This window comes from Fibrobacter sp. UWT3 (assembly GCF_900230125.1).
In the GTDB taxonomy this organism is placed as follows: domain Bacteria; phylum Fibrobacterota; class Fibrobacteria; order Fibrobacterales; family Fibrobacteraceae; genus Fibrobacter.
In genome coordinates this window covers 1,367,105-1,389,370 of record NZ_OCSS01000001.1, presented here as the reverse complement: position 1 = coordinate 1,389,370, position 22,266 = coordinate 1,367,105, and the positions used below count along the sequence as shown (strand labels likewise).

The following is a 22,266-nucleotide window of genomic DNA, read 5'->3' as shown; positions in this document are numbered from 1 at the left end:
GCTTTTTCATATTGTCATCTCTGACACACCCACGATGTCATCCCCGCGCAGGCGGGGATCTCGACTACAAGCAGTGTGCGCGCAAATCCTCATCGCTCAGAGTGCTGAGGTATGCAGGCGGTACGTCGAGGACGGTCTTGCAACCGGTCACTCCGTTAGCCTTCATGCGGAGAGCGGCGCGGGCGTAGGCCACGAGAACGCTCGTCGTGAATTCCGGATTGGAATCGAGCTTCAGGCTGTATTCAATCACGTGAGTGTGTTCCTTGTTCATGCCGGTCTTGCCGGTACGAATCACGAAACCGCCGTGAGCGAGGCCGCTGTGGTTCTTGTTGAATTCTTCTTCGCTGATGAAGTTTACCGTGGTGTCGTATTCGTCGAAGTAGTTCGGCATCGTCTTGATGGCGTTTTCGATATAGGCCTTGTCGGCACCTTCTTCGGCCACCACGTAAACCAGGCGCGTGTGCTTCTGACGCGTGGTGAGTTCCGGCATGGAACCGCTACGCACGGCTTCGAGAGCCGCTTCCACCGGGCAGGTGTACTGCTTCGCGTTCTTCACGCCCTTGATGCGGCGGACAGCGTCGCTGTGGCCCTGGCTAACGCCCTTGCCCCAGAACGTGTAGTCCTTGCCTTCCGGAAGGATGGACTGGGCGTACACGCGGTTCAGGCTGAACATGCCCGGGTCCCAACCCACAGAAATCATCGCGATGTTGCCGGCGGCCTTGGCGGCAGCGTCAACGGCGGCGAAGTGCTGCGGAATCTTGGCGTGCGTGTCGAAGGAATCGATCACGTTGAACATGGCGGCGTACTTCGGGGTGAGCACCGGCAGGTCGGTAGCGGAACCGCCACAGATGATGAGCAGGTCCACCTTGCCTTTCCAGGCTTCCATTTCAGAGACGTTCAGCACCGGAACGCCCGCCGTCTGGATCTTGACCGTGGAGGGGTCACGACGCGTGAAAACGGCGACGAGTTCCATATCCGGAGCCTGCTTCACGGCGCATTCCACACCGCGACCCAGGTTACCGTAACCGAGAATAGCAATCTTTGCCATAACAATATCCTTGTTAAAAATTTTTGCGTAGAAAATATAGGAATTAGACGAGAGACGATAGACGAGAGACGAGAGATTGTCGCAATAATACTGCGCGAACCGCCATTTTTTTCTTTCGTCTTTAGTCTGTAGGCTTGAAGAGCCGTTCTTTCGTCTATAAAAGGGGGAAGGCTCCCCCTCGGCGGCACTGCGTTGCCACCTCCCCCCTCGAGCGGGCCCTCAAACGCCGGCCCGCAACGCCCCGGCTTTGTTGCGAGTCTTACAAAAAGAAAAATTAAGACTCTTTTTTTTTACGAATCACCGTTCATAAAAAATGGAAAAATAGGAACCGGCGTTCCCTTTATGCTTTCAACAAATCCGTTTGTAGCGCAAAAAAACATACCAAAAAAAGCCGGAGCCAAATTCAATAAAGAAAGTCTGCATACTTTTCCGATTCCAACCCAATCTTCAGGAACAAAAAACAAAAGGATTGCAAGAACCAATGATGTCAAAAAATTCAACAAAGAACTTCCGATAAAAACGTTAGCATATTTCTTTCCCGTGACAAGCGTGCAAAAAAACATAAATCCGTAAAAAGGGACAAGCGACAATATCCATACAAGGACGCTATTCCAAAAAAATGTACTCAACATTCCGCCCCAAAAAACGACAAATGGAATTACAAATCCAATCAAAATCTCGGTCAAAGTAAAATTTTTTCTCTCTAAATCATTCCCACATTCTGGATCTATAATAATCGTGCTTTTGGTAATATTTATTTCTATGTTTTTTTCATTTTTCATGGCAGCCCCTATTTCACGTCATTAAAATACATTATTTTAGTGTCAAAAATTATCATTAATTATTTTCCAGGGCGTATAAGAGAATCAAATAATTCTCGATCTTAAGGGCTTTGCCCTAAGGCAATGGCTTCAACTTTACTACGAAAATGCATTGCGTTTGTGCTGATAACTATATGTTTAATAATAAGAACAAAATTGAAAATGCCTCTAACTGGTCAAAAGAGCGCCTCGTTGCGGAACTCGAGAAAGGCTACAATGACATGCTGAAAGGTCGCATCACGCCCTTGTACGAAATATACGCTAAACTCTCTGAAGCCATCTCCGAAATCAAAAACGGATCACAAGGGGCTGATGCGGAAAAATTCATCAAGGATCGATGAATTCACCCTTCCAACGTAACAATTTCTACCAGCGAAACGCTTTTTTTGCATTAAATAGGTTGCATTTAGGTGCGTTTTTATGTATATTATATGAAAAGAGGTTGCTTTTATGTCACAAACTACCTTTAGTATCCGAATGGATGACAACCTGAAAAAAGACTTTGACAAGCTTTGCGAGGAGTTCGGCATGTCGATGACCACGGCGATAAATGTCTTTGCTCGTGCCGTTGTGCGCGAGAAGAGGATTCCTTTCGAGGTTTCGTCCACAAAGGCTCCTGCCTATGCCGCCGACAGGCGTGTTTTCTACAATGCAAATCCAGTCGCGAGCCGCATGTCGATGGTGATGCGCCAGCTTTCTGCCGAGGCTGAAAGAGCAGGGGCCGCCGACATGACTCTAGACGAAATCAATGCTGAAATTGATGCAGCCAGGAGCGGTCGATGAAGTATTATGCGGTCATTGACACGAATGTCATTGTTTCCGCTTTGCTGAAATGGAACTCTGTTCCTGGAGTCGTATTGCAGGCAGTTTTCAATGGATTTGTTGTTCCTGTATACAATGATGAAATTCTGAATGAGTATCGCAATGTTTTGAATAGGCCGAAATTCGGTTTTTCTTCAGAGTTGATTTCAGAAACCATATCCCAGATGGAATCCTTGGGTGTTATGGAAAATGCTTTGGAAACTGTTGCAGAAGCCATGCCCGATCCAAAGGACATTGTCTTTTATTCCATTGCGCTTTCTCATGGCAAAACAGCCGAAACGCATCTTGTAACGGGGAATGTCAAGCATTTCCCTGCAAATCCGATTGTCGTCACGCCGCGACAGATGTTGGACATTCTGTGTATGTAGTAAAAACCCCGGCCTTCGTTACGAGAGGTCGGGACTTTTTAAATGCGGGGAAGAACGCAATCCTTTTATATTCCCGTACTTCCGAACCCGCCGCGGTCGGCGCCGTCAAGCGGGCCTTCCTCGAAAGTAAGCGTGGGCTGCTGCTCCATGATGCGGAACTGAGCGATGCGGCTCCCCTTCTCGATGGTCACGTCGCGGGTGGCGTACACCGGCATTTTCCACCAGTCGTTCGCTCCGCAGTAACTCGAATCCACCACGCCCACGGAATTCGCCTGCAGAATGCCAAAATTCTTGAACGTAGAACTGCGCGGAGCAATGTGCGCCTCATAACCCTCGGGCAACTTCATCGCGACCCCCAGGTGAATCAAGCGGAACTCCCCCGCCTTGAGCGTCACGGTCTCCGCCGCCGCCAGGTCAATCCAGTCGGACTTGCCGCCCACGTACGTGAGGCGCGTGATAGAATCGTCGAGATATTGAATCTTAATCTTCTGTGAAGCCATGAGCCAAATATACAATTTTTATCTTTGACTATATGAATTCGAGTACGAGGCCATCTCCGGAACTTCTCTTGCCCGTGGGTACGCGAGAGATGCTCGAGGCCGCCGTCGCTAACGGCGCCGATGCCGTTTATTTCGGGATTCCGCACTGGAACGCGCGCGGGCGCACCGAGGACTTTTCGCTCGAAGACGTCGGCGAGATGATCCGGTATGCGAGGGTGCGCGGCGTGCGCACGTTCCTCGCGATGAACGTGCTCGTATTCGAACGCGAACTGCGGGAACTGCCGGAATTCCTCGCGAAGGTGATTTCGCTGGAACCGGACGCCTTCATTATCCAGGATATCGGGCTTGCGCGCCTGATACGCGCCATCGCGCCCACGCAGGAGATTCACGCGAGCACGCAGATGACGCTCGCAAGCGCCGAAAGCGTGAACCTGGCGGCAAAACTGGGGTTCAATCGCGCCGTGCTCGCCCGCGAACTCTCGCTCAAGGAAATCGCGCGCATCAAGGATGCGACCCCGCTCGAGCTCGAGGTTTTCATTCACGGCGCGCTATGCGTGAGCTATTCGGGGCAGTGCCTCACCAGCGAGAATTTCGGCGGCCGCAGCGCAAACCGCGGGCAATGCGCCCAGAGCTGCAGGCTCCCCTACCGCATATTCGTGGACGGCAAGGAATACCGCGATACGGATGCGCAATACCTGTTCAGCCCGCACGACCTGTGCGCCCTCCCGCGACTCGGCGAACTGGAAGAAATCGGCGTGAACTCGCTCAAGGTGGAAGGCCGCCTCAAGAGCCCGGAATACGTGGCGGCGGTCGCGCGTGCCTACCGCAAGGCGCTGGACCGTACACCGCTCGAGGCAAGCGACAAGGAACCGCTCGAAGTGCTGTTCAGCCGCGGGCTTCGCACGGGCTGGCTCGACGGCGACAACCACCAGGAACTCGTGGACGGCACGTTCAGCAACCATCACGGGATGTACCTCGGGACGGTCGTGCGCGTGGAGCGCGGGTGCGTCGTGGTGGAACTGGACGACGGTTTTGTTGCAGGCACGGGGCCGCGGCCGGGTGACGGAATCCTCTTCGAGGAACCGAGATTCGCGCAAAGCGCCGGTGCGAGACTCTACGCCTCGCAAGTCGTGCACGAGCACAAGGGCAAGCCATCTACGCGCGGGTGCTGCCCGCAACTCCTGAAGATGGAATTCGGGCGAGATTTCGACACGCGGCAGGTCGCCCGCGGGATGAAGGTGTACAGGAACGACTCCCCCGCGCTGGAAAAGGAACTGCGCAAGACGTTTACCGACCGCGAGCAGGCGAAGCGCATTCCCGTGAAGATGCTGCTGGAAGGTTGCATTGGCTCGCCCCTGTCGCTTACCGTGCAGGACTACAGCGGACATTCCGTGACGGCGCAGGGCGACACCCCCATCGAAGAAGCCCGGAACAGCAGTGTGGTCGCGGGTAAATGCGATGCGGGTAAAAGCGACACTCTCAACGATGGTAAAAAAGGCGCGGGTAAAAACGACGCGGGTAACAAACTGCGCGACCTCGCACAGAAGGAACTTTCGGCTCTCGGATCGACCGCCTACAGGCTCGACAATATCTCAGTCAGCGTCGCGCCAAATGCGTTTATCGCCGGAAAGATGCTCCGCACGCTCCGCCAGAAAGCAGTGGAAGCGCTCGACAACGCACGCAGCGAATGGCACGAACTGAACCCGAGCGCCAATGCGGGAAGAGCACTGCTCAACAGCGTGAAGTTTGCGAACGTCAAGACCGTCGCGCAATCCTCAACCGGCAACAAGATCCCCACCTTGGTGGCCATGCGCACTAAACAACAAGTTGTTAAGTGCTGTCCGCCCGCCTTCGCGGGGATGACAATTGAACCGGCGGGGATGACAAAAGACCCGGTTATTTCGGTGCTCGTCCGCAGCCCCGAGCAAATCCCTGCGCTCGAAGGACTCGACATAGACAACGTTGTCATGGATTTCGACTGGGGCGTAAAATACGACGAGCCGCTGGAACAGATCCGCGAACTCGGTTTCAGGGCAGGCATGGCCACGCTCCGCATCCACAAGCCGGGCGAAAGCCACTACCTCAAGAACATCCTGCGGCTCTGCCCTGATTTTGCGCTGGTCCGTAACCTCGGCGCACTCTCCATCCTCAAGGAAAGTGGCATTCCGCTCGCGGGCGACTACAGCCTGAACGCCGCAAACTGCCTGAGTTACGACTGGTTGCTCTCGCAGGGGCTGCAGACGCTCCATCCCTCGTGGGACCTGAACTCCACGCAACTTTTCGACCTGCTGGGCGATATCGACGGGAACCGTATGGAACTCACACTCCACCAGTACATGCCCGCATTCCATTCCGAATACTGCGCGTTTGCCCGTGCGCTCACTACCGGCAGGCGGTTCCCCGAATGCGGCAAGATTTGCACCCAGCATAAGGTTGAAATTCTCGACCACAAGGGCGAGCGACACTTCTTGCAATCCGATGCCGAATGCCGCAACACGCTATTCGTTGGCAAACCGCAATCGGCCCTAAAACTCTTAGCGGACTTGCGCAGCGCCGGAGTGAATCATTTCCGCCTCGAAATGCTCCAGGAAGACGCAGCGACCGTACGCAAGAAGGCGCTCATCTACACGCAGGCCATCCGCGGGAAGATTTCCATTGAAGAAGCCATCCGCCTCGCCGGCGTCGAGGAGAAATACGGCCTTTCCGAAGGCCAACTCTTCAACGAAAGCGTCTGGCACGACCGCAAAAAAAATGACGCCGGCAAATAAGCCGACGCCATAATTAAGCCATAATTACGCGAACTAATCAGCGCAGTACAAGTTGTACAGGGCATCCCTGGAGAGGTTCTTGTACGTATCGGCATCCTCCATAACTAAGAATTTACCATCGCAAGAACCGCTTGTGTCACTGGGATCAAGATCAAGCAACATCTGGCAAGACTCGGCATCGCCCAAATCAGTCTTGGTAACAGCGACAGCCTTGCCGGTGTCCCACTTGACAGTCATCTCGCCGCCACCTTCACCGTTCTGAATGACCCAGGTGTCGTCGGACTTCTTGAAGTTGCAGGTATAGTCGCCATCGCCGCCATTGCCCGGTCCAACGTCACCATCGCCGTCTGTAGAGCCTTCATCATCATCGGCACCCGTATCGGTTTCGTCGTCATCGTCGCTGGGTTTTGTATCCTTGCCCCACGATGCCGGTTCTGGGCAAGCCTTCGTCGCGGCTCCGGCATATTCCTGGAATTCCTCTGTGGTCACGGTTACTTTAGTTTTAACCGTATAAACGTTATCTTTACAAGTCATTTCAGCATCTTCATCGTCAACTTCATCCGGTACAGGACCAGCACATACATCAGGATGTCCAGAACCATATTCATAACGAGATGTCATGGTTCCATCTTCGTTATGGGTATATGTCATCGTAACCGAGTAGGGTCCGGCATTCTGCTTGACAACGACCTTCGTATCCGTAATGTCGCAGGTATAGAGTTCGTCATCACCTCCAGCACTTGTTCCGCTATCATCGTCGCCACAGGCGGTCAGGCAGGCCATTGTGGTCAAGGCGAGTGCGCCGGTCCAAAGCAATTTCTTCATATTTACTCCTTGAATTATGTGTTTAAGAAGAATATAAACAAAAAAGAAGAAGCATGCACAAATTTTCACAACATACTTCACTTTTCGTGCAAAAATTTGTCCTTTATCACGTTGCAAACCGCTTTTTTCTATATTTAGCCTACTTTTTTACCCCCTCACACAAAGGAACATCATGAAAATCGCCGACAAGACCGTAGTCCAGATGCACTACACCCTCACCTCCGACGAAGGAGCCGTCATCGATTCCTCCGAAGGCCGCGAACCGCTCCAGTACATCCAGGGCGCCCACATGATTGTCGTGGGGCTCGAGAACGCGATGGTCGGTCACGAGGTCGGCGACAAGTTCGACGTGAAGGTCATCCCCGCCGAAGGCTACGGCGAATACGACGAGCGCATGACGCAGGAAGTCCCGGTCGACGTGTTCCAGGGTGTCGAGAAGGTCGAGGCCGGCATGATGTTCTACGCCCAGACCCCCATGGGCCCGATGCCCATCCGCGTGAAGTCCGTCGCGGGCGACAAGGCCGTGATCGACGCGAACCACGAGCTCGCAGGCAAGAACCTGAACTTTGCGATCGAAGTCGTGAGCGTGCGCGAGGCTACCGAAGAGGAACTCAACCCGCAAGGCCACTGCTGCTGTGGCGGCAACGGCGACGGCGAATGCAAGTGTGGTGAAGAAGGCCACGAGTGCGAATGCGGCGGCGAAGGCAAAAAAGAAAACTGCGACGGCCAGGGCGGCTGTGGCTGCCCCAACCACGACAAGCACCACGGCTAGAAGCAGAATCCAACGACTATACCGGCGGCTCCGATGATGGACAAGGCAATTCCTATACCGAATTGCAGTGTTCCGTCGTCCCCTTTTTTCTTTTTCATTTCCAAGGTGTCGTAGTCCATTTCGTACTCATCTTCCTCGCCCGCAAAAGCAGCAAGGACAAGGCCTGTCGTGAGCAGCACGCTTCCGCCACTAATCAGCCCCCAGCGGATCCATACCCTATTTTGAGTATTTTTCACTGTTGGGACTTCGTTGATGGGCTTGTTCGACCTGGGCATGTCATCGTCATCATCGTCATCAAACTGCACATCCTTAGCGCGAGCGACCTTTACTTTGTCCGCTTCTTCCTCCGCATCTTCATTTGCATCGGGGTCGAGACTGCCCGCATCACCTATACCGCCGGAACCTGACTTGTTGATATCGCCGGAACCTGCATCCCTGTTGGATTTCACCTTGCCGAAGAAATCCGGGGCGTTCTCCTTGATGACCTTCAGGAGAGCCTCCACGTTCTTGCCATTCCCGTTGAAACTCGCCACAAGTTTGTTGCCCGCAGTCTCGTAGATTTCTGCCGAGAGGGCAAGTTTCGAGCCGAAACTGCTCACGCGCGCCTGGCACACGAAATCGGCGGAAATGTTCCGGCCCGTTTCCGCAAGGCAAGTGCCCTCGCAGTCCTCGATGGCCTTCCCCGGCGGGAGCATCTCGCTGATGTTTTCACGCGTCATGATGGTGTAGCCGTCTTCTGCGGGGAGTTGCTTCACCGCTTCCTCGCGCAATACGTTCGTGAGGTACTGCCTGTCGGAGAGCGTCACCTTCTTCTTTACCGCAGGGTCTACGCCCGTTTCAAGCACGGCGACATGCGTCGCAAATGCACCCGAAGCGCATACGAGCAAAAGAAAGATCGTTACCAGAAGTCGCATTTGCGGTTCCTTACGTTGTATGCAAAACGCGTTTTATTCCGAGAAGACAAACGGGATTGTCACCGTGGTGTTGCCGGCATCGGCCTCGCCAAAGTTCCATTCACTGACTTTCTTCTTGATTTCTTCGTCGAACTTGGCGTTGTTTGTCGTAGATGACTTGATGGACATAGAAACGACCTTGCCATCCGGGCCGAACGTGAACTTCAGGACGACTCTGCCCTCGAAACTCGGGTCGTTTTCCCTGTACTTGTTGTAGATGTTTCTGAGCGCCGGAGTGCGATTCTTCACGACCTTCATGATGTCGGCAGCCGAGCGGGGGCCCTTGGCCTTGACTTCATTCTCCTGCGCAGTCGCGTGGCCGCCCACATTCGCGTCACTGATACCTCCGCTGCCGTTCTTCGCGGAACCGCCGAGCTTATCGCCGTCGCCCTTGACCCGACGTCCACCTTTTTTGCCGGAATCGCCAGCAGTGTCCGAGAAATCGAACGGGACAATCAAAGTCTTGTTATTGCTCCCCGGAATCTCGCCAAAGTCCCATTTGCTGACGGCCTCCTTGATCTGCTGGTCAAATTCAAGTTCGCCTGTCGTCGTGCCCTCGATAGAGATGTCGATGATGTTCCCGCTTGCCGCGATGGTGAACTTCAGCATGACACGGCCCTCGAACTTCTTTTTCGTGTCTTTTTTGTACTGCCTGTAGATGTCGTCGAGTTCCTGGTAGTGCTGGTTTATGACTGCATCAAGATCCTTGCTGGAGCGGATGGCGTCATCCTCGTCTTCTTCGAAGTTGCTCTCGAAACCGCCGAACAGGGGCGCCCAGTAGTAGTTGTAAATCTGGTCGACATCCACATAGGGAACTTCGTTGTCGCCCTTCCAGGCCTTGTACTTGGTGACCTTGATGGTGCACTGTTTCTTGTCGCCCGTCACGTCGATGTAATAACGGTGCGATACAGTGCCGACCATCCCGTACCCGGCGTAGAGCATGGCGAGGTGCCTTTCCGTCACGATTCGGCCCGCCATCGGGTCGGCCTTGGTAAGCTCGACTCCCCTGCCCACAAAGGTCCTGATGACCGCGTTGTAGCACACATGGTGAGGCTGGTTGTAGGTCCTGGTGAGGTACTGGTCGTAGAGCGCAGGATCGTTCAGTTGCATGGTCTTTGCGCAGCCGGTGAGGAGAGCAAATATGGCGATAAATCCAAGAAAGGCCTTTTTCATAAATTCTCCTTTTTAGGCGACTTTTGGGATAAATATATACAAATATTAACGTTTGCGCAAACACATCCGGCGCAAAATCTGCCGTAATACGCGCAGGCCGTAGGTTACCACGTTCAGGTTCGACTTTTCGCCGGCATAGCGCGTGGGTATAGGGAGTTCGGCAAGTCGCCACCCGCGGGCATCGGCGATGGAGATGATTTCCAGGTCGATGTCGAAACTCGGGCTGAGTTTCGCGAGGTCAAGCGTCTTCAGGAAACTCGCATTATAGACGATGAAACCGCTATGGCGGTCAGTAAGTTTTTGCCGAAAGGCGATGTTCTCGAGCGCAGTAAGAAATGCGCCGCCGATACGCTTGTGGAGGGGCATGTTGCCGGCACGGGCTGCCCCCGGGATGGCATGGCGGGAACCTTGAACGAGAGCTAAAGCGGGCTGATTGCGCACGGGGGAACTGCCCACGCCCTCGAGATGCGCGAAGAATTCGCCGAGCTGTTCTGCAGGGTACTGCCCGTCGCCATGCAGGCAAGCGATGTATTTTGCGCCGGAGCGAAGCCCCTCGGAAATTCCGCACTTTACAACTGCACCGTACCCGCGATTGAACTCGAAACGGATGTACTGCAGGTGGCCCGCGCCACCAGCCAACCCCGCGACAAACGACTCAAAAGCCCCGTGCGTATCGTCCTTCGAACCGTCGTCTATCACAAGCACCTGCGCGCGTTCCATAACAGCGGGCGAAATACGCCCCAACACGTCCGCGAGAGTCCGCGATACGCTATAGGCCGGAACGAAGATGAAGTAGTCTAGATCCTTCGACTTCGCTTTGCTTCGCTCAGGATGACACATAATACAGTTCTACACAGAATAATGCTTCACGAACCAGGAGAGCGATTCTTCCAGAGCCGTGTCGAGCGGGATGCGCGCCTTGAACCCGAGCAGGCGCTTGGCCTTCGCAACCGAGGGCATGCGACGCATGGAATCGTCGTAACCCGCGCCGTAGTATTCCTCGCCCGAAACGCTTTGCGTTTCCGGCAATGTAGAGACATCGACCCCGCGCACCTTCGCGAAAATCGCGCGCATTTTCTGCGCCAGTTCTGCAATCGAAACCTCGTTCTCAGCATTCCCCACATTGAACGCCTGCGAAAATACACCAGCGCCCGGCGCGGCACCTACCTTCGATACACCCGCATTCGGCGCGGCACCTACCTTCGATACACCCACGGCATCTCGACCCGAGTGACCAGCGCCCGCCGCAGTTTTACAACCAGCATCCGGCGAATCACCGACACCAAAACTCAACGCGCATCCAAGCCCAACATCAAATAGCGCAAACAAGAAATCTATTGCATCATGCACACTCGTAAAGCAGCGCTTCGCCTTCCCGCCGTTCACGAGCTTCAGGGGTTCGCCCCGCAAAAGCGCCGTCGAAAAATTCGCGAGCACCCGCGGGATTCCCTCGCCGTCCACGCCCGGCATAAAGTCCATGTACGGCCCGACAAAATTGAACGGGCGAACCACAGTCCAGCGCAAGCCGGGCAGCCCCGCGATAAACCGTTCCGCCAGGAGCTTCGCCGTCGCATAGCTCCAGCGGCTCGCGGTAACGGGCCCGAACACGGCTGGCGTCGAATCTTCCACCAGTTCGCCGCTCTCCACTGCAGTCTTCCCGTAAATCTCAGACGTGGAAAAATGCACGAGCCAGGCCCCGCTCTTCGCGCAGGCCGAGGCCAAAGCCGCCGGATGGTCGTAGTTGCTCCGGATAACCTCGCACGCCTCCCCCATGTAACGGCTCGGCGTACAAATCGCCGCCAAATTCACCACCAGCGGGAACTGCGCGATGCGCTCCACGACAACAGGGTCAGCCAAATCCGCACACAGGAACTCGCACCGCTCATGGTTCAGACGGTGCTGTAGCCTGTAGAAATCGAGATCCACGCCAAAAACGCGCCAGCGGGTACGTTCCAGCACGGCGTCGAGCAAATGGCTACCGATAAAACCACCGCAGCCCACAATGGCCACGGTGAAACTACTGTCGTCGAAGCGGGGGGTCATTACTCCTTGACCTTGAAGGTCCCGGACTTGCCCGCCTTGGACTGCTTGGAATACGGGTAGACGTAGATGTAGGCGTCGTCTGCCGCAACAATGCCCTCGGCATCCAGCTTGATGCTGTACTCGTTGCAGGTCTTGCCATCGATTACAGCGTCGTCGATGCTTTCTTCGAGCAGGTTCACCTTCTTCGCGCCCTCGTCGAAGCGGAGCTCAACACCGAAGCCGCCGAAATCCATGTCGGAGCCGAACACAACCTTGATGGTCTCGCCCACCTTGAATTCCTCACCGCCCTTCGGGGAAACGACCTTCACACCGTCGGTCACGGAGCAATCCGCAGTATCGTTGTTGCTCGGACCGGTGGAGGATTCATCGTCACCGCAGGCGAAAAATGCGAGCGAACTTGCAAGAATCAAAGCATGAGTAAACTTCATAAATTCCTCGTTTGTTGTTTATGTGAACAATATACAAAAACGCCTAGCGGGCCACGACCTGCTTGCGGATTTTTTCGGACAAATCGCGCCCGCCCAGCTGCGCGATGCACTCGAACGCGAATTCCTCGGCGGTTCCGGCCCCGCGGCTCGTGACGATATTGCCGTCCACCACCACGCGGTCTTCCACGAACTTGCTGCAGACAAGTTCAACTTCGCAACCCGGGAAGCATGTCGCAGTGCGGTCCACGAGAAGTCCGGCCTTGCTCAGCACGAGCGGGGCCGCGCAGATGGCGAAAATCCACTTGTTCTTGTCGTTGAAGTCACACACGACACGTTCCACGTCGGCAGATGCCTTGAGACGCTGCACGCCGGGGCCGCCACCCGGCAGGAGCACGGCATCGAACTTGGCGGTATCGGCACCCGAAAGCGCGAAATCGACCGCAATCTTTAGCCCGTGGGCACCCGTCACGAACGAATCGCCCGAAACACTCGCGAGCGCCACCTCGAAACCCGCCCGCTGCAGGTAGTCGAACGGGGTGACAAACTCGGTTTCTTCAAAGCCATCGGCCATAAGGAAAAGTATCTGCATATTGAACCTCTTTTTTGAGGAAAATAATAAAATCAAGGACTAATCATCTTAGACCGACTTCGCTATTCGTTCTGCAATCGCCCCTATTTTTTCATACGATATCAAATGGCAGAGCATATCGGTAAACTTTCCATACTTCCGGTATAAAAGATTAAATGTAAAGTAGGCAGCTCTTATGCCCTTAGACTCCGGACGACGTCTCCATATATTTTTCAAGCTATATATTTCTTTATAAATCCAATGATACCCTTGATACAGATCCTGCCTAGTCATTCCTCTTGGTTGATAAACCACATGAGCCGTATTGTAAAGGGTCAAGTCATCGGTAAGGATTCTTCCTTCCGATTTCATCCTGTCATAGAGAGCCGTTCCCGGATAAGGCGTCAGAATATGGGATGTGACCGTTTCAATCTTATTTTTCACAATCCAATCTAGAGTCGACTTAAAGACTTCAGGCGTATCGCCATCCAGCCCGAACACGAAACTAGCGTTAATCATGATACCCCTTTCATGAATAGCCCTTATCGCTTTCTCATATTCCTGCGTGTGGTTCTGAACTTTGTGAACCCCGCTTACAGAATCCGGATTGATACTTTCAAAACCGATAAACAGACTTTGACATCCTGATTTTTTCATCAAGTCAAGCAATTCATCATCGAATGCCGCATTGATGGACACGGCCGCCCTCCACTTCAACCGCATCGGCATAATTTCTTTCAGGAACTGTTTTGTCCATATTGGGTTCCCCGCAAAATTATCATCGATAAACATGATGTGTCTCGAATGAACCGCCCTAATATCCGCCAAGACATCCTGAATATTGCGATTTAGGTATTGATGCGCTTTAGCGCTGTTATAGCAAAAATCACACCTAAAAGGACAACCCCTGCTTGTGTGAACGACATGACAGTATAAGTATTCGCCTTTCTTGAGGAAATCGTATGCAGGAGAAACTATGAGGTTCCCCTCTTGCAGTTTTGGACAGCGATAGACAGGCTTCAGATTGTTGTCCAGGAAATCCTTTATAATCTCCGGCCAAGTGCCTTCTGCAGCGCCAATGCAAAGCACATCAAAAGCATCCGTCGGAATCGTATCATGAGCGGTCGTCACATGAATTCCCCCAGCAACAACAATGGAGCCTTTTTCACGAAAACGTCGCGCTATCTCGATGGCCCTCGGCAAAGTGTCAACCGTAACCGATATTCCAACAATGTCAGGCACATCATCATAATGGATTTGCTGAATATTTTCATTTTCCAGTTGTACCCTGTGCTCTTTTCTGACCAGATTCACAATCGTGAGCAGGCCCAAAGGAGGTGCCATGTGCAACTTTATGTCCGTATCCATTGGACGACGATGCATCTTGGGTTGAATCAATTTGATAAATAGCTGTTTTTCCACTGGTACAATTATAACAACACATACCACTCTACTTCCCTCGGGCTATATTTTTTACTACATTTGTGCCCATGAATTTCAAGGACCGCATTATCCGCGCCACGGGCAAAAAGACGCCCTTCCGCCTGATTGTCGTCGACTTGACCGCGACGATGAACGAAATCGGCAAGCAGCACAACGCACAGGGGTTCGCCCTCAAGCTTTTGGCCGAAAACTCCATCGCAAGCATTTTCCTGAGCGCAAGCCTCAAGTACGCGGGCACGGTCTCGCTGACTACGCGCTTCGGCGGCGAAATCACGAAGGTTTCTTCCGACACGACGCCGATGGGGCTCGTGCGCGCGATGATCCCGCAGGCAGAACTCCAGGCCGTGGGCGGTAACGAGCCCGCGCTCATCCCGCAGAGCGTGCAGGTCGTGAAACTGAACGAGCAGGGCAAGCGCGTCCACGAGAGCATCATCGAGGCGCCCGCCGTTTCGATGGGCCAGAACCTCGCCACCTACCTGCTGCAGTCCGAGCAGATCCGCTCCGCCGTGGGCATCGAGGCGGCATTCAACCGCGAAGACCCGAGCAAGCTCGACTACGCCGCGGGGTTCTATATCGAGGCGTTCCCCGACCTCGAGGACAAGGACATCAACCTGATTGAAGTCATCGTGCAGAACCTGCCGAAGTTCAAGGACATGAACACGCCCGAGGGTTTTGACCTGGACGAGCTGCTGGACCAGCTTCGCGGGCCGTACGAAATCGACATCGTCAAAGAAATCGACCCGAAGGCCTACTGCCCCTGCAGCCACGAACGCACGGTGGCGACGCTCGCCACGCTCCCGCTCAAAGACCTGCAGGAACTCGAAGCCGAGGGCAAGGACCTGGAAGTCGTCTGCGACTTCTGCCGCACGCCGTACCAGATTACGGTCGAGGACTTGCGGAACATTATAAACGAAAGGAAATAATCGTTAAAGGAGATGTTCCCGCCGGAGCCTGCCCTGAGCAAGCCAAACAGCGGGGATGACAATCAGTATGTTTACGAAGCAATGTGTCGTTACCCTGGACCTTGAAGGTGTCCTCGCCCCCGAAATCTGGATTGCCGTCGCCGAGAAGACGGGTATCGCAGACCTGCGACTCACCACCCGCGACATCCCCGACTACGACGTGCTCATGAAGGGCCGCATCGCCATCCTCGACCGCGAGGGCATCATGCTCTCGGACATCCAGAACGTCATCGCGAACCTCGGGCTCCTCGACGGCGCGCGCGACTTCATGGACAAGCTCCGCGACGAAACGCAGGTGATTATCCTCTCGGACACGTTCCAGGAATTCGCCTACCCCATCATGAAGAACCTCGGATTCCCGACCATCTTCTGCCACAATCTCGTGGTGGAAAACGACCGCATCAGGGGCTACCACCTGCGCATGAGCGACCAGAAGACGAAGGTCGTGAAGCACCTGCAGGAGCTGAACTTCAAGGTATTCGCGAGCGGCGATTCCTTCAACGACACGGGCATGCTCAAGCAGGCGGACAAGGGGTGCTTCTTCTGCGCGCCGGACTCCATCGTGGCGCAGTTCCCGCAGCTCGAAGCCACCAAGACGTACGACGAGTTGCTCGAGAAGTTCCACCAGTTCCAAGAAATGTTGTAAGACCGCTCGTTCGACGTTTCGGGGGCTGAACCTCCGGTTTCTCACTCTCCCCGCAGGGGGGACCATGCCCACGTAAGCGCTAAGTGGTCAAAGTGCTTTCGGGCCGCATTTTTGCGTTTTGGCAGACCAAATGGCAGCAAAACACTCATTTAGTCTGCTATTTTACATACAAAATAACCAAAAGAAGCCCTTTTTTCTTGAAAATCGGTGAAATCCGGCGCATTCGACGCAAATTTAGCGAAGAAAACATCGAAACAGCACGCTACAACTACAAACAAAGTAATTTTCAGCAGACTAAATCCAACAAAACAATGCGTTTGGTCTGCCATTTCAAGCATTTTTACTATTTGGGCAATCGTTTTGCCGCTTTTCAGCCTTTTTGCCGCATTCCTCCCCGCGGGAGCAAGCGCAGGCCGGCGCAATTTAATACACCAAACGTAGCGCAAGCGGTCAAAAAAAATGCGGGGCCCGCGTTTACGGGTCCCGCTCTGGAGTTAACCAGGAGTTAGGAAATTACCTGAGGGTCGGCGTATCCCAGTCAATCCACTCGGACTTGTTCCACTTGGCGATGCTGCTGAAGGATTCGACCTTGCCCTTTGTCGTTCCGCTCTCGTTCAAGAAGGCGTTGACATAGGCTTTCACCTCATCGTAATGGTCTTGCGGCAGGTCGCAGTGGTTATGACCACCCTTCTGTGCATAGGTGTAATTGTCTTCGATACCGAGGGCCTTGAACACTTCAAGTGAAGCATTGCCGCAGTAGTTCGACGGGACCTCGCCAAGCCAGTCAAAGGACTGGTTGTCAAGCAGGAGGAGTGCACGCGGTGCCACCATGGCCGTCAGCATGTGCTGGTCGAACGGGAGGGTGGTTTCCTTGCCATCGTAATTCTTGAAGCTGCTTTTCATCCAACGGCCTTCAGTACCTGCACTGGCAAGGCCCTGCACGAACTGCGTGCCCTTCTGCTTGTTCACCTGGGCGATAGAACGCCAGAGAGACGCGCCACCGGAACCGGATTCCTGCGGAATCACGAGCGCAATGCGTTCGTCAAATGCACCAGCAATCAGGGAACCCTTGCCATGGCGCGAACACCCGGTAACACCCAGATGGTGCACATCAATGCCCGCCTCGGGGGTCTTTTCAAGAGCGTCGATTACACGGCTAATACCCCATGCCCAAGCAATGGCGGTACCTGCATCGGAGCCATTATAGAGCTGGAAGAAGGAGCCACCGCCGTTTTCGGGAGCGACGTCATCCGGATTGAACGAAATCATGGCGACGCCAAGGCCGTTTGTAGAGGCACCCAGGCTTCCGCAGCCGCCAAAGCTAGCAAAGCCGATGATGCCGGGTTTCGGTTTATCCTTGGTTCCGCCTCCAGAAATGCTGACAGAGAAAGAGATGGATTTGCCCTTGTCGGTCACGGATACCTTGAGTTTGCCACCAGAGTAGGAGCCCTCGACCTTCTCGGGGTTACGCGGCTTTTGGCCGAACATAATCTTTTCGTACATCGCGCCGATTTCTTCGCGGCGGCACTTCCATTCGTCCTTCGTGGAAATGCGCTTGCCGTCGAGACCCTTGAACGGGTCGGGCAGCTTGGCGTTGTTCACGCTCGTCGGGATGTCGCCTATCTGGCATTCGCTGCGGTGGTCTTCCACGAAGTCGTTTGCGGGTGTCGGCGGTACAACCACGACGCTCGAGCTGGAAACGGGCGGCACATCGACAGAGCTGCTGGAACTGTGATGGTGACGATACGAGCTGCTGGACGGTTCCGGCAAAATAAGACTACTGCTGGATACGCAAGCCCACGGCGTTTGCGGGCCACACGCAACCTCTGCTTCGCTACTGCTCGATTCACCCAGTTCTAACTCTTCGCCCGCTTCTTTCGTATCAGGGCGTTCAGCAGAATACACCGTCCAGGACGAAGAACTGCTCCCCCCCTGTGCAGCAAGGATGGAATCTTCCAGGGCCTTGTTTGCGGAGTCCGCGTTGAATTCCCCATATTGATCGATGAGGCACTGTTCGGTGACACATGCTGTGGTAGAATTGTTGTCTTCTCCACAAGCCCACAACCCGAAGGCAGCGACTGCCAACGGAAATATATATTTCCTTTTATTCATAACCAACCCCATGTTCAAGGCCGGGAATTCGACCTTTCCGGGTATTTTTAAAGTATAAAAAGGGGATGCGGACGAATAGTTGGACACAACTAGAGGACGCATCATGCATTTTACCGAAGATCAAATCGCCAAGGCTTTGGAAACATTTCATGATTTAAAGTCGGCAACAAAGGTCGTTCGAAAACTCGGATATCCATCGACAAAACAGTTGTACAAGTGGATAAAAAAGGAAGGCCAACCGCATCAGGAAAGAAAACACCATAGGATTATAAACACTCCAGAACATCCGCCACACGCTCCTTTCAATGTTAAGCTAGAGGCCATCCGCAGATGCTACGAAATGGGCGAACCTATGATTTCTGTCGCCAAAGATATTGGATATACGTACGCAAGTATCTATTATTGGTATCAGGACTATAAAAAATACGGACTTATGGGACTGCAGAACAAACCAAGACCAACGAAGCGGAAACCGGAGAAGGAAAAGGATCTTTCTTCCGAAGACGCGAAGGCGCTGAACGAGAAAATCCGAAGTCTCCAGCTAGAAGTTGACATATTGAAGGAGACGCTGAACATAATAAAAAAAGACCCAGGCGTTGACTTGTCTGCCCTTCGCAACAGGGAAAAAACACAGCTTGTCAACGCCTTACGCAACCGCTACAAATTAAGGGATATCCTACTTGCATTGGGAATGTCCCGAAGCGTCTATTACTACAACGTAAAACACCTGAATGACCGGAACAATAAGGACCTTCAGTTGCTAAAAGAACTTGTCCCAATATTCGACGAGTCCAACAAAACTTACGGCTACAGAAGAATCCACAGCGAACTTTCAAAAACCGGAAAGAAAGTTTCCGAGAAGGTTGTCAGACGCGCAATGAAACTCGGCAACCTCATCGTCTACAAACCCAAAAAACTGAAATATAGTTCGTATAAAGGCGAGATCACACCCGCCGTTCCCAATATTCTCAATCGCAATTTTCACGCCGATGCACCCAATCAAAAATGGCTGACGGACATAACGGAATTTCCTCTACACGACGGCAAAGTGTACCTATCACCGATTATCGACTGCTTCGACGGGGCACCAGTGTGCTGGACAATCGGGGAGTCCCCTAATGCGACCCTTGTCGACGAGATGCTGGACAAGGCCGTCGCGACACTCCACGAGGGCGAAGCCCCGATTATCCATACAGACCGAGGGAGCCATTACAGATGGCCTGGATGGATCGAGAGGATGAAGAAGTACGGCTTGACTCGCTCCATGTCAAGGAAGGGCTACACTCCCGACAATGCCGCCTGCGAGGGCTTTTTCGGTATACTCAAGAACGAGTTCTTCTACAGCAGAAATTGGAGAAAAGTCGACAAGGAAGAGTTCAAGGCCGAGCTTGAAAAATATCTGGAATGGTTTTGCACGAAACGGATAAAGGTCGGGCTCAACGGAATGAGCCCAGCGGATTACCGGAAACTATATTTGGACAAACAATCTGTCTAAATTATTGTCCGCATCCCCAAAAGAGGAACTAAAAGTACCGATTTCGGTAGAAAAACGTTGTTCGCACTTACAACATTACCAAAATGTAAATAAATGCCCTTTACAAGCAAAAAAAAGACGTTATAAGACCGAACGCCATGACTCTAAAATTTTACGTTGTAATAAATTAGAACAAAAATGTTCATTTTTAACATATAGAACGCTGAGTGTGCTATATAGAACGCTTTTTTCTTTTTTTTCAAAAAAAACACTCTTTATTGTGCAATTATGCCAGCCAGACCAAACAAATAAAATATATATTGCTATCATAAAAGGAGGAAACATGTTCTACAAACATTGGAAAAAAATTGCACTTGCGCTGACCGGTTTTTTCTGGGCCGGCTGCGACGACTCGGCATCTTCATCGGAAGTCGTTCTTTACGGCTGTCCCGACGATATTTGCGCTCCAGCCCCAAAAAGCAGCAGCGACGCAAATGATACACAGTCCAGTTCCAGCGCCCCTACGACTAGCTCAGGGACCGAGATTTCTTCAAGCAGTAGCGAGTTCGGAGTCATATCGTCGAGCAGCATGGAAATACCCGTGCCAGCATACGGGGTATTTGGCGCGATGGCCTGTTACGAGGACGCATCCACCAAGGTGACCCAGGGCCAGACCACGAAAACCACCTACAGGTGTGATGATGGCGTGACCTGCCAAGAAAAAGTGAGTGAACGCTGGGTGCCAGAATCTAATTGTGTTGAGGATATTTGCCCCGATTACGGCGTAGTCGCTATCACCGAAAAGACCTACACCTGCGACGACGGGAACACCTACAATTATGCCGAGTTTATTTCCCGCTACAGCAAGGTGGATGCGTCCGAGGAAGCCCAAGGCAAGTAGTTATTGAAGGAGGAAACATGTTCTATAGTCATTGGAAAAAGATTGCGCTCACGTTGACCGCCCTGTTCTGGGCTGGTTGCGAAGATTCGGCCTCATCGGCCGTATGCCTTTATGGTCCCGACCCCAATTACAGTAGCCCTGCCGAGAACCCGGTTTCCAGTTCCAGTGAAACCACCAAGACAAGTTCCAGCAGTGTCGAAGAATCAAGTTCCAGCAGCGTGGACTGGTCCAGCTCCAGCTTCTCCGCGGTCTACGCCCCTCCGACGGTATTTTGCACCCCCATGGATTCCAGTGTATCGTATTTCCCCAACGATTACAGTGCAGACAATGCCAAATTCTGGAAAGAGGAAGCGGCCAAGCACGATGCTGTAGACAAGATTGACTCCATCAAGCAGACCTTGACGGAAACTCCCGTGTGTCTTGAACATTTGCGCATGGAACTAGACAGGTTCGTGGCCCTTTACGGCGCCCCGACCATCATCAATAATGCGGTAGAATCCTGCAGCGACGGTACCACCAGGCCCAGCGAAGAATACGCCAGGTTCCTCAAGATGAAGGAAGAGTGGGAAGCGAACCAGCCTGCCCTGGAAGAAGAACTCAAGAAGGTCTACGAAGACAAGATGAAGGAAATCGAAGAACGGATTAACAAGTGTCTTTCCGGCGAGGGTGACAAGTAATCATGTTCAAGAAACATTGGAAAAAAATTGCACTTGCGCTAGCCGGACTCTTCTGGGCCAGCTGCGGAGACGACGGCTCCAGCGATGAAGTTTCTATGTTTGCTCCCGAATATGGCGTTCAGGTAATGCCATCCGATTCTATAGGGGGTGCAGTTTGCCTTTATGGCGTAGAGGCCCCCGTCAAATGGGCGGCCCTCTGCTACAACGATACTGCCGTGAACGAGTCGGGCAAGGTATTCAAGATTATCGACTGCACCGACGGCAACAAGTACCTGAGGGACCCCTCTGCTGCGGGTGCGGAAGGCGTCGAGCTCCCCGAAGGAGTCCAGGTGTTCGCCCCGAAGGCGGGTAGCGATAAAGCCCCGAACTGCACAGAAAATGGTGACGTCTGCATCGAACGGAACCCGTATATTTCCGAGGAACTGGATTCACTGGCCGGCTGCCACCCCATCATTGATTGCCCCGAAAAGCCGAATTAGTCATTAGAATTAGGAAGAAAAGTGTTCTATAAATTTTTAAAATTCACGTTCTTGTCAAGCCTCACTCTTATTTGGGGTGGATGCGAAAACAAGGATGATGCCGTAGCAGGTTATGGATGTTTTTCAACTCATTGCTATAACGCAACAGCAGTCACAAAGAATGGCAAAGAATTCGACATTATCGAATGCGACAACGACATAAGATATCTTCGGCATCCAAAAATTTATTATGAGGATGCAGATATTCGTAGCGAAATTTCTCACAATAATCTGAATATACAAGCTCCGTATCTTGCAGATTCTGAGTCTGGAAACGGCTGCGGCATCGAGAACTGTAAATATATAGGGCCAGACATTTGCTATGAAGAAACCCTAACAGATTTGGCAACCGGAACCGAAAGAAAAGAAACTATCTGTCGGCCCACCATCGATTGCCCGGAGAAACCCTAATCGCACCTCACACTTCACACTTCACACCTCACA

The 22,266-nt window shown here is 52.9% G+C and carries 25 protein-coding genes; 12 read left to right on the top strand and 13 right to left on the bottom strand.

What is annotated here, in order from left to right; translation table 11 throughout:
* Positions 1-64: 64 nt before the first annotated feature.
* Both CRO08_RS06000 and CRO08_RS05995 read right to left on the bottom strand, forming a co-directional pair.
* Positions 65-1,048, bottom strand: coding sequence for a diaminopimelate dehydrogenase (locus tag CRO08_RS06000; RefSeq protein ID WP_097035434.1), 984 nt, complete (start codon positions 1,046-1,048; stop codon positions 65-67).
* A gap of 290 nt (positions 1,049-1,338) precedes the next feature.
* The gene (locus CRO08_RS05995) at positions 1,339-1,830 is read right to left on the bottom strand and encodes a hypothetical protein (protein ID WP_097035433.1); all 492 of its coding nucleotides are present in this window, start codon (positions 1,828-1,830) and stop codon (positions 1,339-1,341) included.
* Positions 1,831-2,003: 173 nt separating this feature from the next.
* Between CRO08_RS05995 and CRO08_RS05990 the strand changes: the two genes are divergently transcribed.
* The 3 genes from CRO08_RS05990 (at position 2,004) to CRO08_RS05980 (ending at position 3,059) form a co-directional block, all read left to right on the top strand.
* The gene (locus tag CRO08_RS05990) at positions 2,004-2,210 is read left to right on the top strand and encodes a hypothetical protein (RefSeq protein WP_097035432.1); all 207 of its coding nucleotides are present in this window, start codon (positions 2,004-2,006) and stop codon (positions 2,208-2,210) included.
* A 109-nt stretch (positions 2,211-2,319) separates the two neighbouring features.
* Positions 2,320-2,652, top strand: coding sequence for a type II toxin-antitoxin system RelB/DinJ family antitoxin (locus CRO08_RS05985; protein WP_097035431.1), 333 nt, complete (start codon positions 2,320-2,322; stop codon positions 2,650-2,652).
* Entirely contained in the window at positions 2,649-3,059 is a 411-nt protein-coding gene (locus tag CRO08_RS05980) for a putative toxin-antitoxin system toxin component, PIN family (RefSeq protein WP_097035430.1), read from the top strand. The genes CRO08_RS05985 and CRO08_RS05980 overlap by 4 nt, the downstream gene beginning before the upstream one ends.
* Positions 3,060-3,124: 65 nt before the next feature.
* Here CRO08_RS05980 and CRO08_RS05975 read toward each other — a convergent pair whose 3' ends face one another.
* Positions 3,125-3,559: a dUTP diphosphatase gene (locus CRO08_RS05975; RefSeq protein ID WP_097035429.1), complete on the bottom strand. Its 435-nt coding sequence runs from the start codon at positions 3,557-3,559 to the stop codon at positions 3,125-3,127.
* Between the two features lie 32 nt (positions 3,560-3,591).
* On the opposite strand from CRO08_RS05975, the gene CRO08_RS05970 reads away from it, so the two are divergent.
* Positions 3,592-6,327 (top strand): U32 family peptidase, encoded by a 2,736-nt coding sequence (locus tag CRO08_RS05970; protein WP_255252253.1) that lies wholly within the window; start codon positions 3,592-3,594, stop codon positions 6,325-6,327.
* Positions 6,328-6,360: 33 nt separating this feature from the next.
* On the opposite strand, the gene CRO08_RS05960 is transcribed toward CRO08_RS05970, so the two are convergent.
* The gene (locus tag CRO08_RS05960) at positions 6,361-7,152 is read right to left on the bottom strand and encodes a hypothetical protein (RefSeq protein ID WP_097035427.1); all 792 of its coding nucleotides are present in this window, start codon (positions 7,150-7,152) and stop codon (positions 6,361-6,363) included.
* A 172-nt stretch (positions 7,153-7,324) separates the two neighbouring features.
* On the opposite strand from CRO08_RS05960, the gene CRO08_RS05955 reads away from it, so the two are divergent.
* Entirely contained in the window at positions 7,325-7,924 is a 600-nt protein-coding gene (locus CRO08_RS05955) for a peptidylprolyl isomerase (protein ID WP_097035426.1), read from the top strand.
* Here the strand turns inward: CRO08_RS05955 and CRO08_RS05950 are convergent.
* From CRO08_RS05950 to CRO08_RS05920, 7 genes are read right to left on the bottom strand one after another with little or no spacing between them, the layout of a single operon-like run.
* Positions 7,921-8,838: a hypothetical protein gene (locus tag CRO08_RS05950; RefSeq protein WP_141398257.1), complete on the bottom strand. Its 918-nt coding sequence runs from the start codon at positions 8,836-8,838 to the stop codon at positions 7,921-7,923. The two genes, CRO08_RS05955 and CRO08_RS05950, sit on opposite strands and share 4 nt — an antisense overlap.
* Positions 8,839-8,871: 33 nt before the next feature.
* Entirely contained in the window at positions 8,872-10,050 is a 1,179-nt protein-coding gene (locus CRO08_RS05945) for a TonB family protein (protein WP_097035424.1), read from the bottom strand.
* Between the two features lie 45 nt (positions 10,051-10,095).
* Positions 10,096-10,890 carry a glycosyltransferase family 2 protein gene (locus CRO08_RS05940; RefSeq protein ID WP_097035423.1) on the bottom strand — a complete coding sequence of 265 codons (795 nt, stop codon included), beginning with the start codon at positions 10,888-10,890 and terminating at the stop codon, positions 10,096-10,098.
* Between the two features lie 9 nt (positions 10,891-10,899).
* Positions 10,900-12,093 carry an NAD-dependent epimerase/dehydratase family protein gene (locus CRO08_RS17305; protein ID WP_255252252.1) on the bottom strand — a complete coding sequence of 398 codons (1,194 nt, stop codon included), beginning with the start codon at positions 12,091-12,093 and terminating at the stop codon, positions 10,900-10,902.
* Complete coding sequence (locus CRO08_RS05930) at positions 12,093-12,521, bottom strand: hypothetical protein (protein ID WP_097035422.1); 429 nt, start codon at positions 12,519-12,521, stop codon at positions 12,093-12,095. The genes CRO08_RS17305 and CRO08_RS05930 overlap by 1 nt, the downstream gene beginning before the upstream one ends.
* Before the next feature lie 43 nt (positions 12,522-12,564).
* Entirely contained in the window at positions 12,565-13,110 is a 546-nt protein-coding gene (locus CRO08_RS05925) for a DJ-1 family glyoxalase III (protein WP_097035421.1), read from the bottom strand.
* A 48-nt stretch (positions 13,111-13,158) separates the two neighbouring features.
* The gene (locus tag CRO08_RS05920; protein ID WP_097035736.1) at positions 13,159-14,472 is read right to left on the bottom strand and encodes a radical SAM protein; all 1,314 of its coding nucleotides are present in this window, start codon (positions 14,470-14,472) and stop codon (positions 13,159-13,161) included.
* A gap of 107 nt (positions 14,473-14,579) precedes the next feature.
* Between CRO08_RS05920 and CRO08_RS05915 the strand changes: the two genes are divergently transcribed.
* Entirely contained in the window at positions 14,580-15,455 is an 876-nt protein-coding gene (locus CRO08_RS05915; RefSeq protein ID WP_097035420.1) for an Hsp33 family molecular chaperone HslO, read from the top strand.
* 67 nt (positions 15,456-15,522) lie between these two features.
* A complete protein-coding gene (gene thrH, locus CRO08_RS05910) occupies positions 15,523-16,140 on the top strand; it encodes a bifunctional phosphoserine phosphatase/homoserine phosphotransferase ThrH (RefSeq protein WP_097035735.1) in 618 nt (205 codons plus the stop codon).
* Between the two features lie 149 nt (positions 16,141-16,289).
* On the opposite strand, the gene CRO08_RS05905 is transcribed toward thrH, so the two are convergent.
* Complete coding sequence (locus CRO08_RS05905; RefSeq protein WP_141398256.1) at positions 16,290-16,586, bottom strand: hypothetical protein; 297 nt, start codon at positions 16,584-16,586, stop codon at positions 16,290-16,292.
* Between the two features lie 67 nt (positions 16,587-16,653).
* On the bottom strand, positions 16,654-18,225 hold the full coding sequence (locus CRO08_RS05900; protein WP_255252251.1) for a hypothetical protein: 1,572 nt from the start codon (positions 18,223-18,225) through the stop codon (positions 16,654-16,656).
* A gap of 130 nt (positions 18,226-18,355) precedes the next feature.
* Between CRO08_RS05900 and CRO08_RS05895 the strand changes: the two genes are divergently transcribed.
* From CRO08_RS05895 to CRO08_RS05875, 5 genes are all read left to right on the top strand, one after another.
* The gene (locus CRO08_RS05895; RefSeq protein ID WP_097035733.1) at positions 18,356-19,747 is read left to right on the top strand and encodes an IS3 family transposase; all 1,392 of its coding nucleotides are present in this window, start codon (positions 18,356-18,358) and stop codon (positions 19,745-19,747) included.
* A gap of 322 nt (positions 19,748-20,069) precedes the next feature.
* Positions 20,070-20,627: a hypothetical protein gene (locus tag CRO08_RS05890; RefSeq protein ID WP_097035418.1), complete on the top strand. Its 558-nt coding sequence runs from the start codon at positions 20,070-20,072 to the stop codon at positions 20,625-20,627.
* Between the two features lie 17 nt (positions 20,628-20,644).
* Complete coding sequence (locus CRO08_RS05885; RefSeq protein ID WP_097035417.1) at positions 20,645-21,304, top strand: hypothetical protein; 660 nt, start codon at positions 20,645-20,647, stop codon at positions 21,302-21,304.
* Positions 21,305-21,306: 2 nt separating this feature from the next.
* The gene (locus tag CRO08_RS05880) at positions 21,307-21,783 is read left to right on the top strand and encodes a hypothetical protein (protein ID WP_097035416.1); all 477 of its coding nucleotides are present in this window, start codon (positions 21,307-21,309) and stop codon (positions 21,781-21,783) included.
* 21 nt (positions 21,784-21,804) lie between these two features.
* Positions 21,805-22,233, top strand: coding sequence for a hypothetical protein (locus tag CRO08_RS05875; protein ID WP_097035415.1), 429 nt, complete (start codon positions 21,805-21,807; stop codon positions 22,231-22,233).
* Positions 22,234-22,266: the final 33 nt, after the last annotated feature.

Coding starts and splice junctions, on each gene's coding strand:
- CRO08_RS05930 (WP_097035422.1), bottom strand. CDS start 12,521: ATGAAGTTTACTCATGCTTTGATTCTTGCAAGTTCGCTCGCATTTTTC.
- CRO08_RS05885 (WP_097035417.1), top strand. CDS start 20,645: ATGTTCTATAGTCATTGGAAAAAGATTGCGCTCACGTTGACCGCCCTG.
- CRO08_RS05890 (WP_097035418.1), top strand. CDS start 20,070: ATGTTCTACAAACATTGGAAAAAAATTGCACTTGCGCTGACCGGTTTT.
- CRO08_RS05960 (WP_097035427.1), bottom strand. CDS start 7,152: ATGAAGAAATTGCTTTGGACCGGCGCACTCGCCTTGACCACAATGGCC.
- CRO08_RS17305 (WP_255252252.1), bottom strand. CDS start 12,093: ATGACCCCCCGCTTCGACGACAGTAGTTTCACCGTGGCCATTGTGGGC.
- thrH (WP_097035735.1), top strand. CDS start 15,523: ATGTTTACGAAGCAATGTGTCGTTACCCTGGACCTTGAAGGTGTCCTC.
- CRO08_RS05995 (WP_097035433.1), bottom strand. CDS start 1,830: ATGAAAAATGAAAAAAACATAGAAATAAATATTACCAAAAGCACGATT.
- CRO08_RS05990 (WP_097035432.1), top strand. CDS start 2,004: ATGTTTAATAATAAGAACAAAATTGAAAATGCCTCTAACTGGTCAAAA.
- CRO08_RS05985 (WP_097035431.1), top strand. CDS start 2,320: ATGTCACAAACTACCTTTAGTATCCGAATGGATGACAACCTGAAAAAA.
- CRO08_RS05950 (WP_141398257.1), bottom strand. CDS start 8,838: ATGCGACTTCTGGTAACGATCTTTCTTTTGCTCGTATGCGCTTCGGGT.
- CRO08_RS06000 (WP_097035434.1), bottom strand. CDS start 1,048: ATGGCAAAGATTGCTATTCTCGGTTACGGTAACCTGGGTCGCGGTGTG.
- CRO08_RS05970 (WP_255252253.1), top strand. CDS start 3,592: ATGAATTCGAGTACGAGGCCATCTCCGGAACTTCTCTTGCCCGTGGGT.
- CRO08_RS05880 (WP_097035416.1), top strand. CDS start 21,307: ATGTTCAAGAAACATTGGAAAAAAATTGCACTTGCGCTAGCCGGACTC.
- CRO08_RS05920 (WP_097035736.1), bottom strand. CDS start 14,472: ATGCATCGTCGTCCAATGGATACGGACATAAAGTTGCACATGGCACCT.
- CRO08_RS05925 (WP_097035421.1), bottom strand. CDS start 13,110: ATGCAGATACTTTTCCTTATGGCCGATGGCTTTGAAGAAACCGAGTTT.
- CRO08_RS05915 (WP_097035420.1), top strand. CDS start 14,580: ATGAATTTCAAGGACCGCATTATCCGCGCCACGGGCAAAAAGACGCCC.
- CRO08_RS05980 (WP_097035430.1), top strand. CDS start 2,649: ATGAAGTATTATGCGGTCATTGACACGAATGTCATTGTTTCCGCTTTG.
- CRO08_RS05940 (WP_097035423.1), bottom strand. CDS start 10,890: ATGTGTCATCCTGAGCGAAGCAAAGCGAAGTCGAAGGATCTAGACTAC.
- CRO08_RS05895 (WP_097035733.1), top strand. CDS start 18,356: ATGCATTTTACCGAAGATCAAATCGCCAAGGCTTTGGAAACATTTCAT.
- CRO08_RS05975 (WP_097035429.1), bottom strand. CDS start 3,559: ATGGCTTCACAGAAGATTAAGATTCAATATCTCGACGATTCTATCACG.
- CRO08_RS05945 (WP_097035424.1), bottom strand. CDS start 10,050: ATGAAAAAGGCCTTTCTTGGATTTATCGCCATATTTGCTCTCCTCACC.
- CRO08_RS05955 (WP_097035426.1), top strand. CDS start 7,325: ATGAAAATCGCCGACAAGACCGTAGTCCAGATGCACTACACCCTCACC.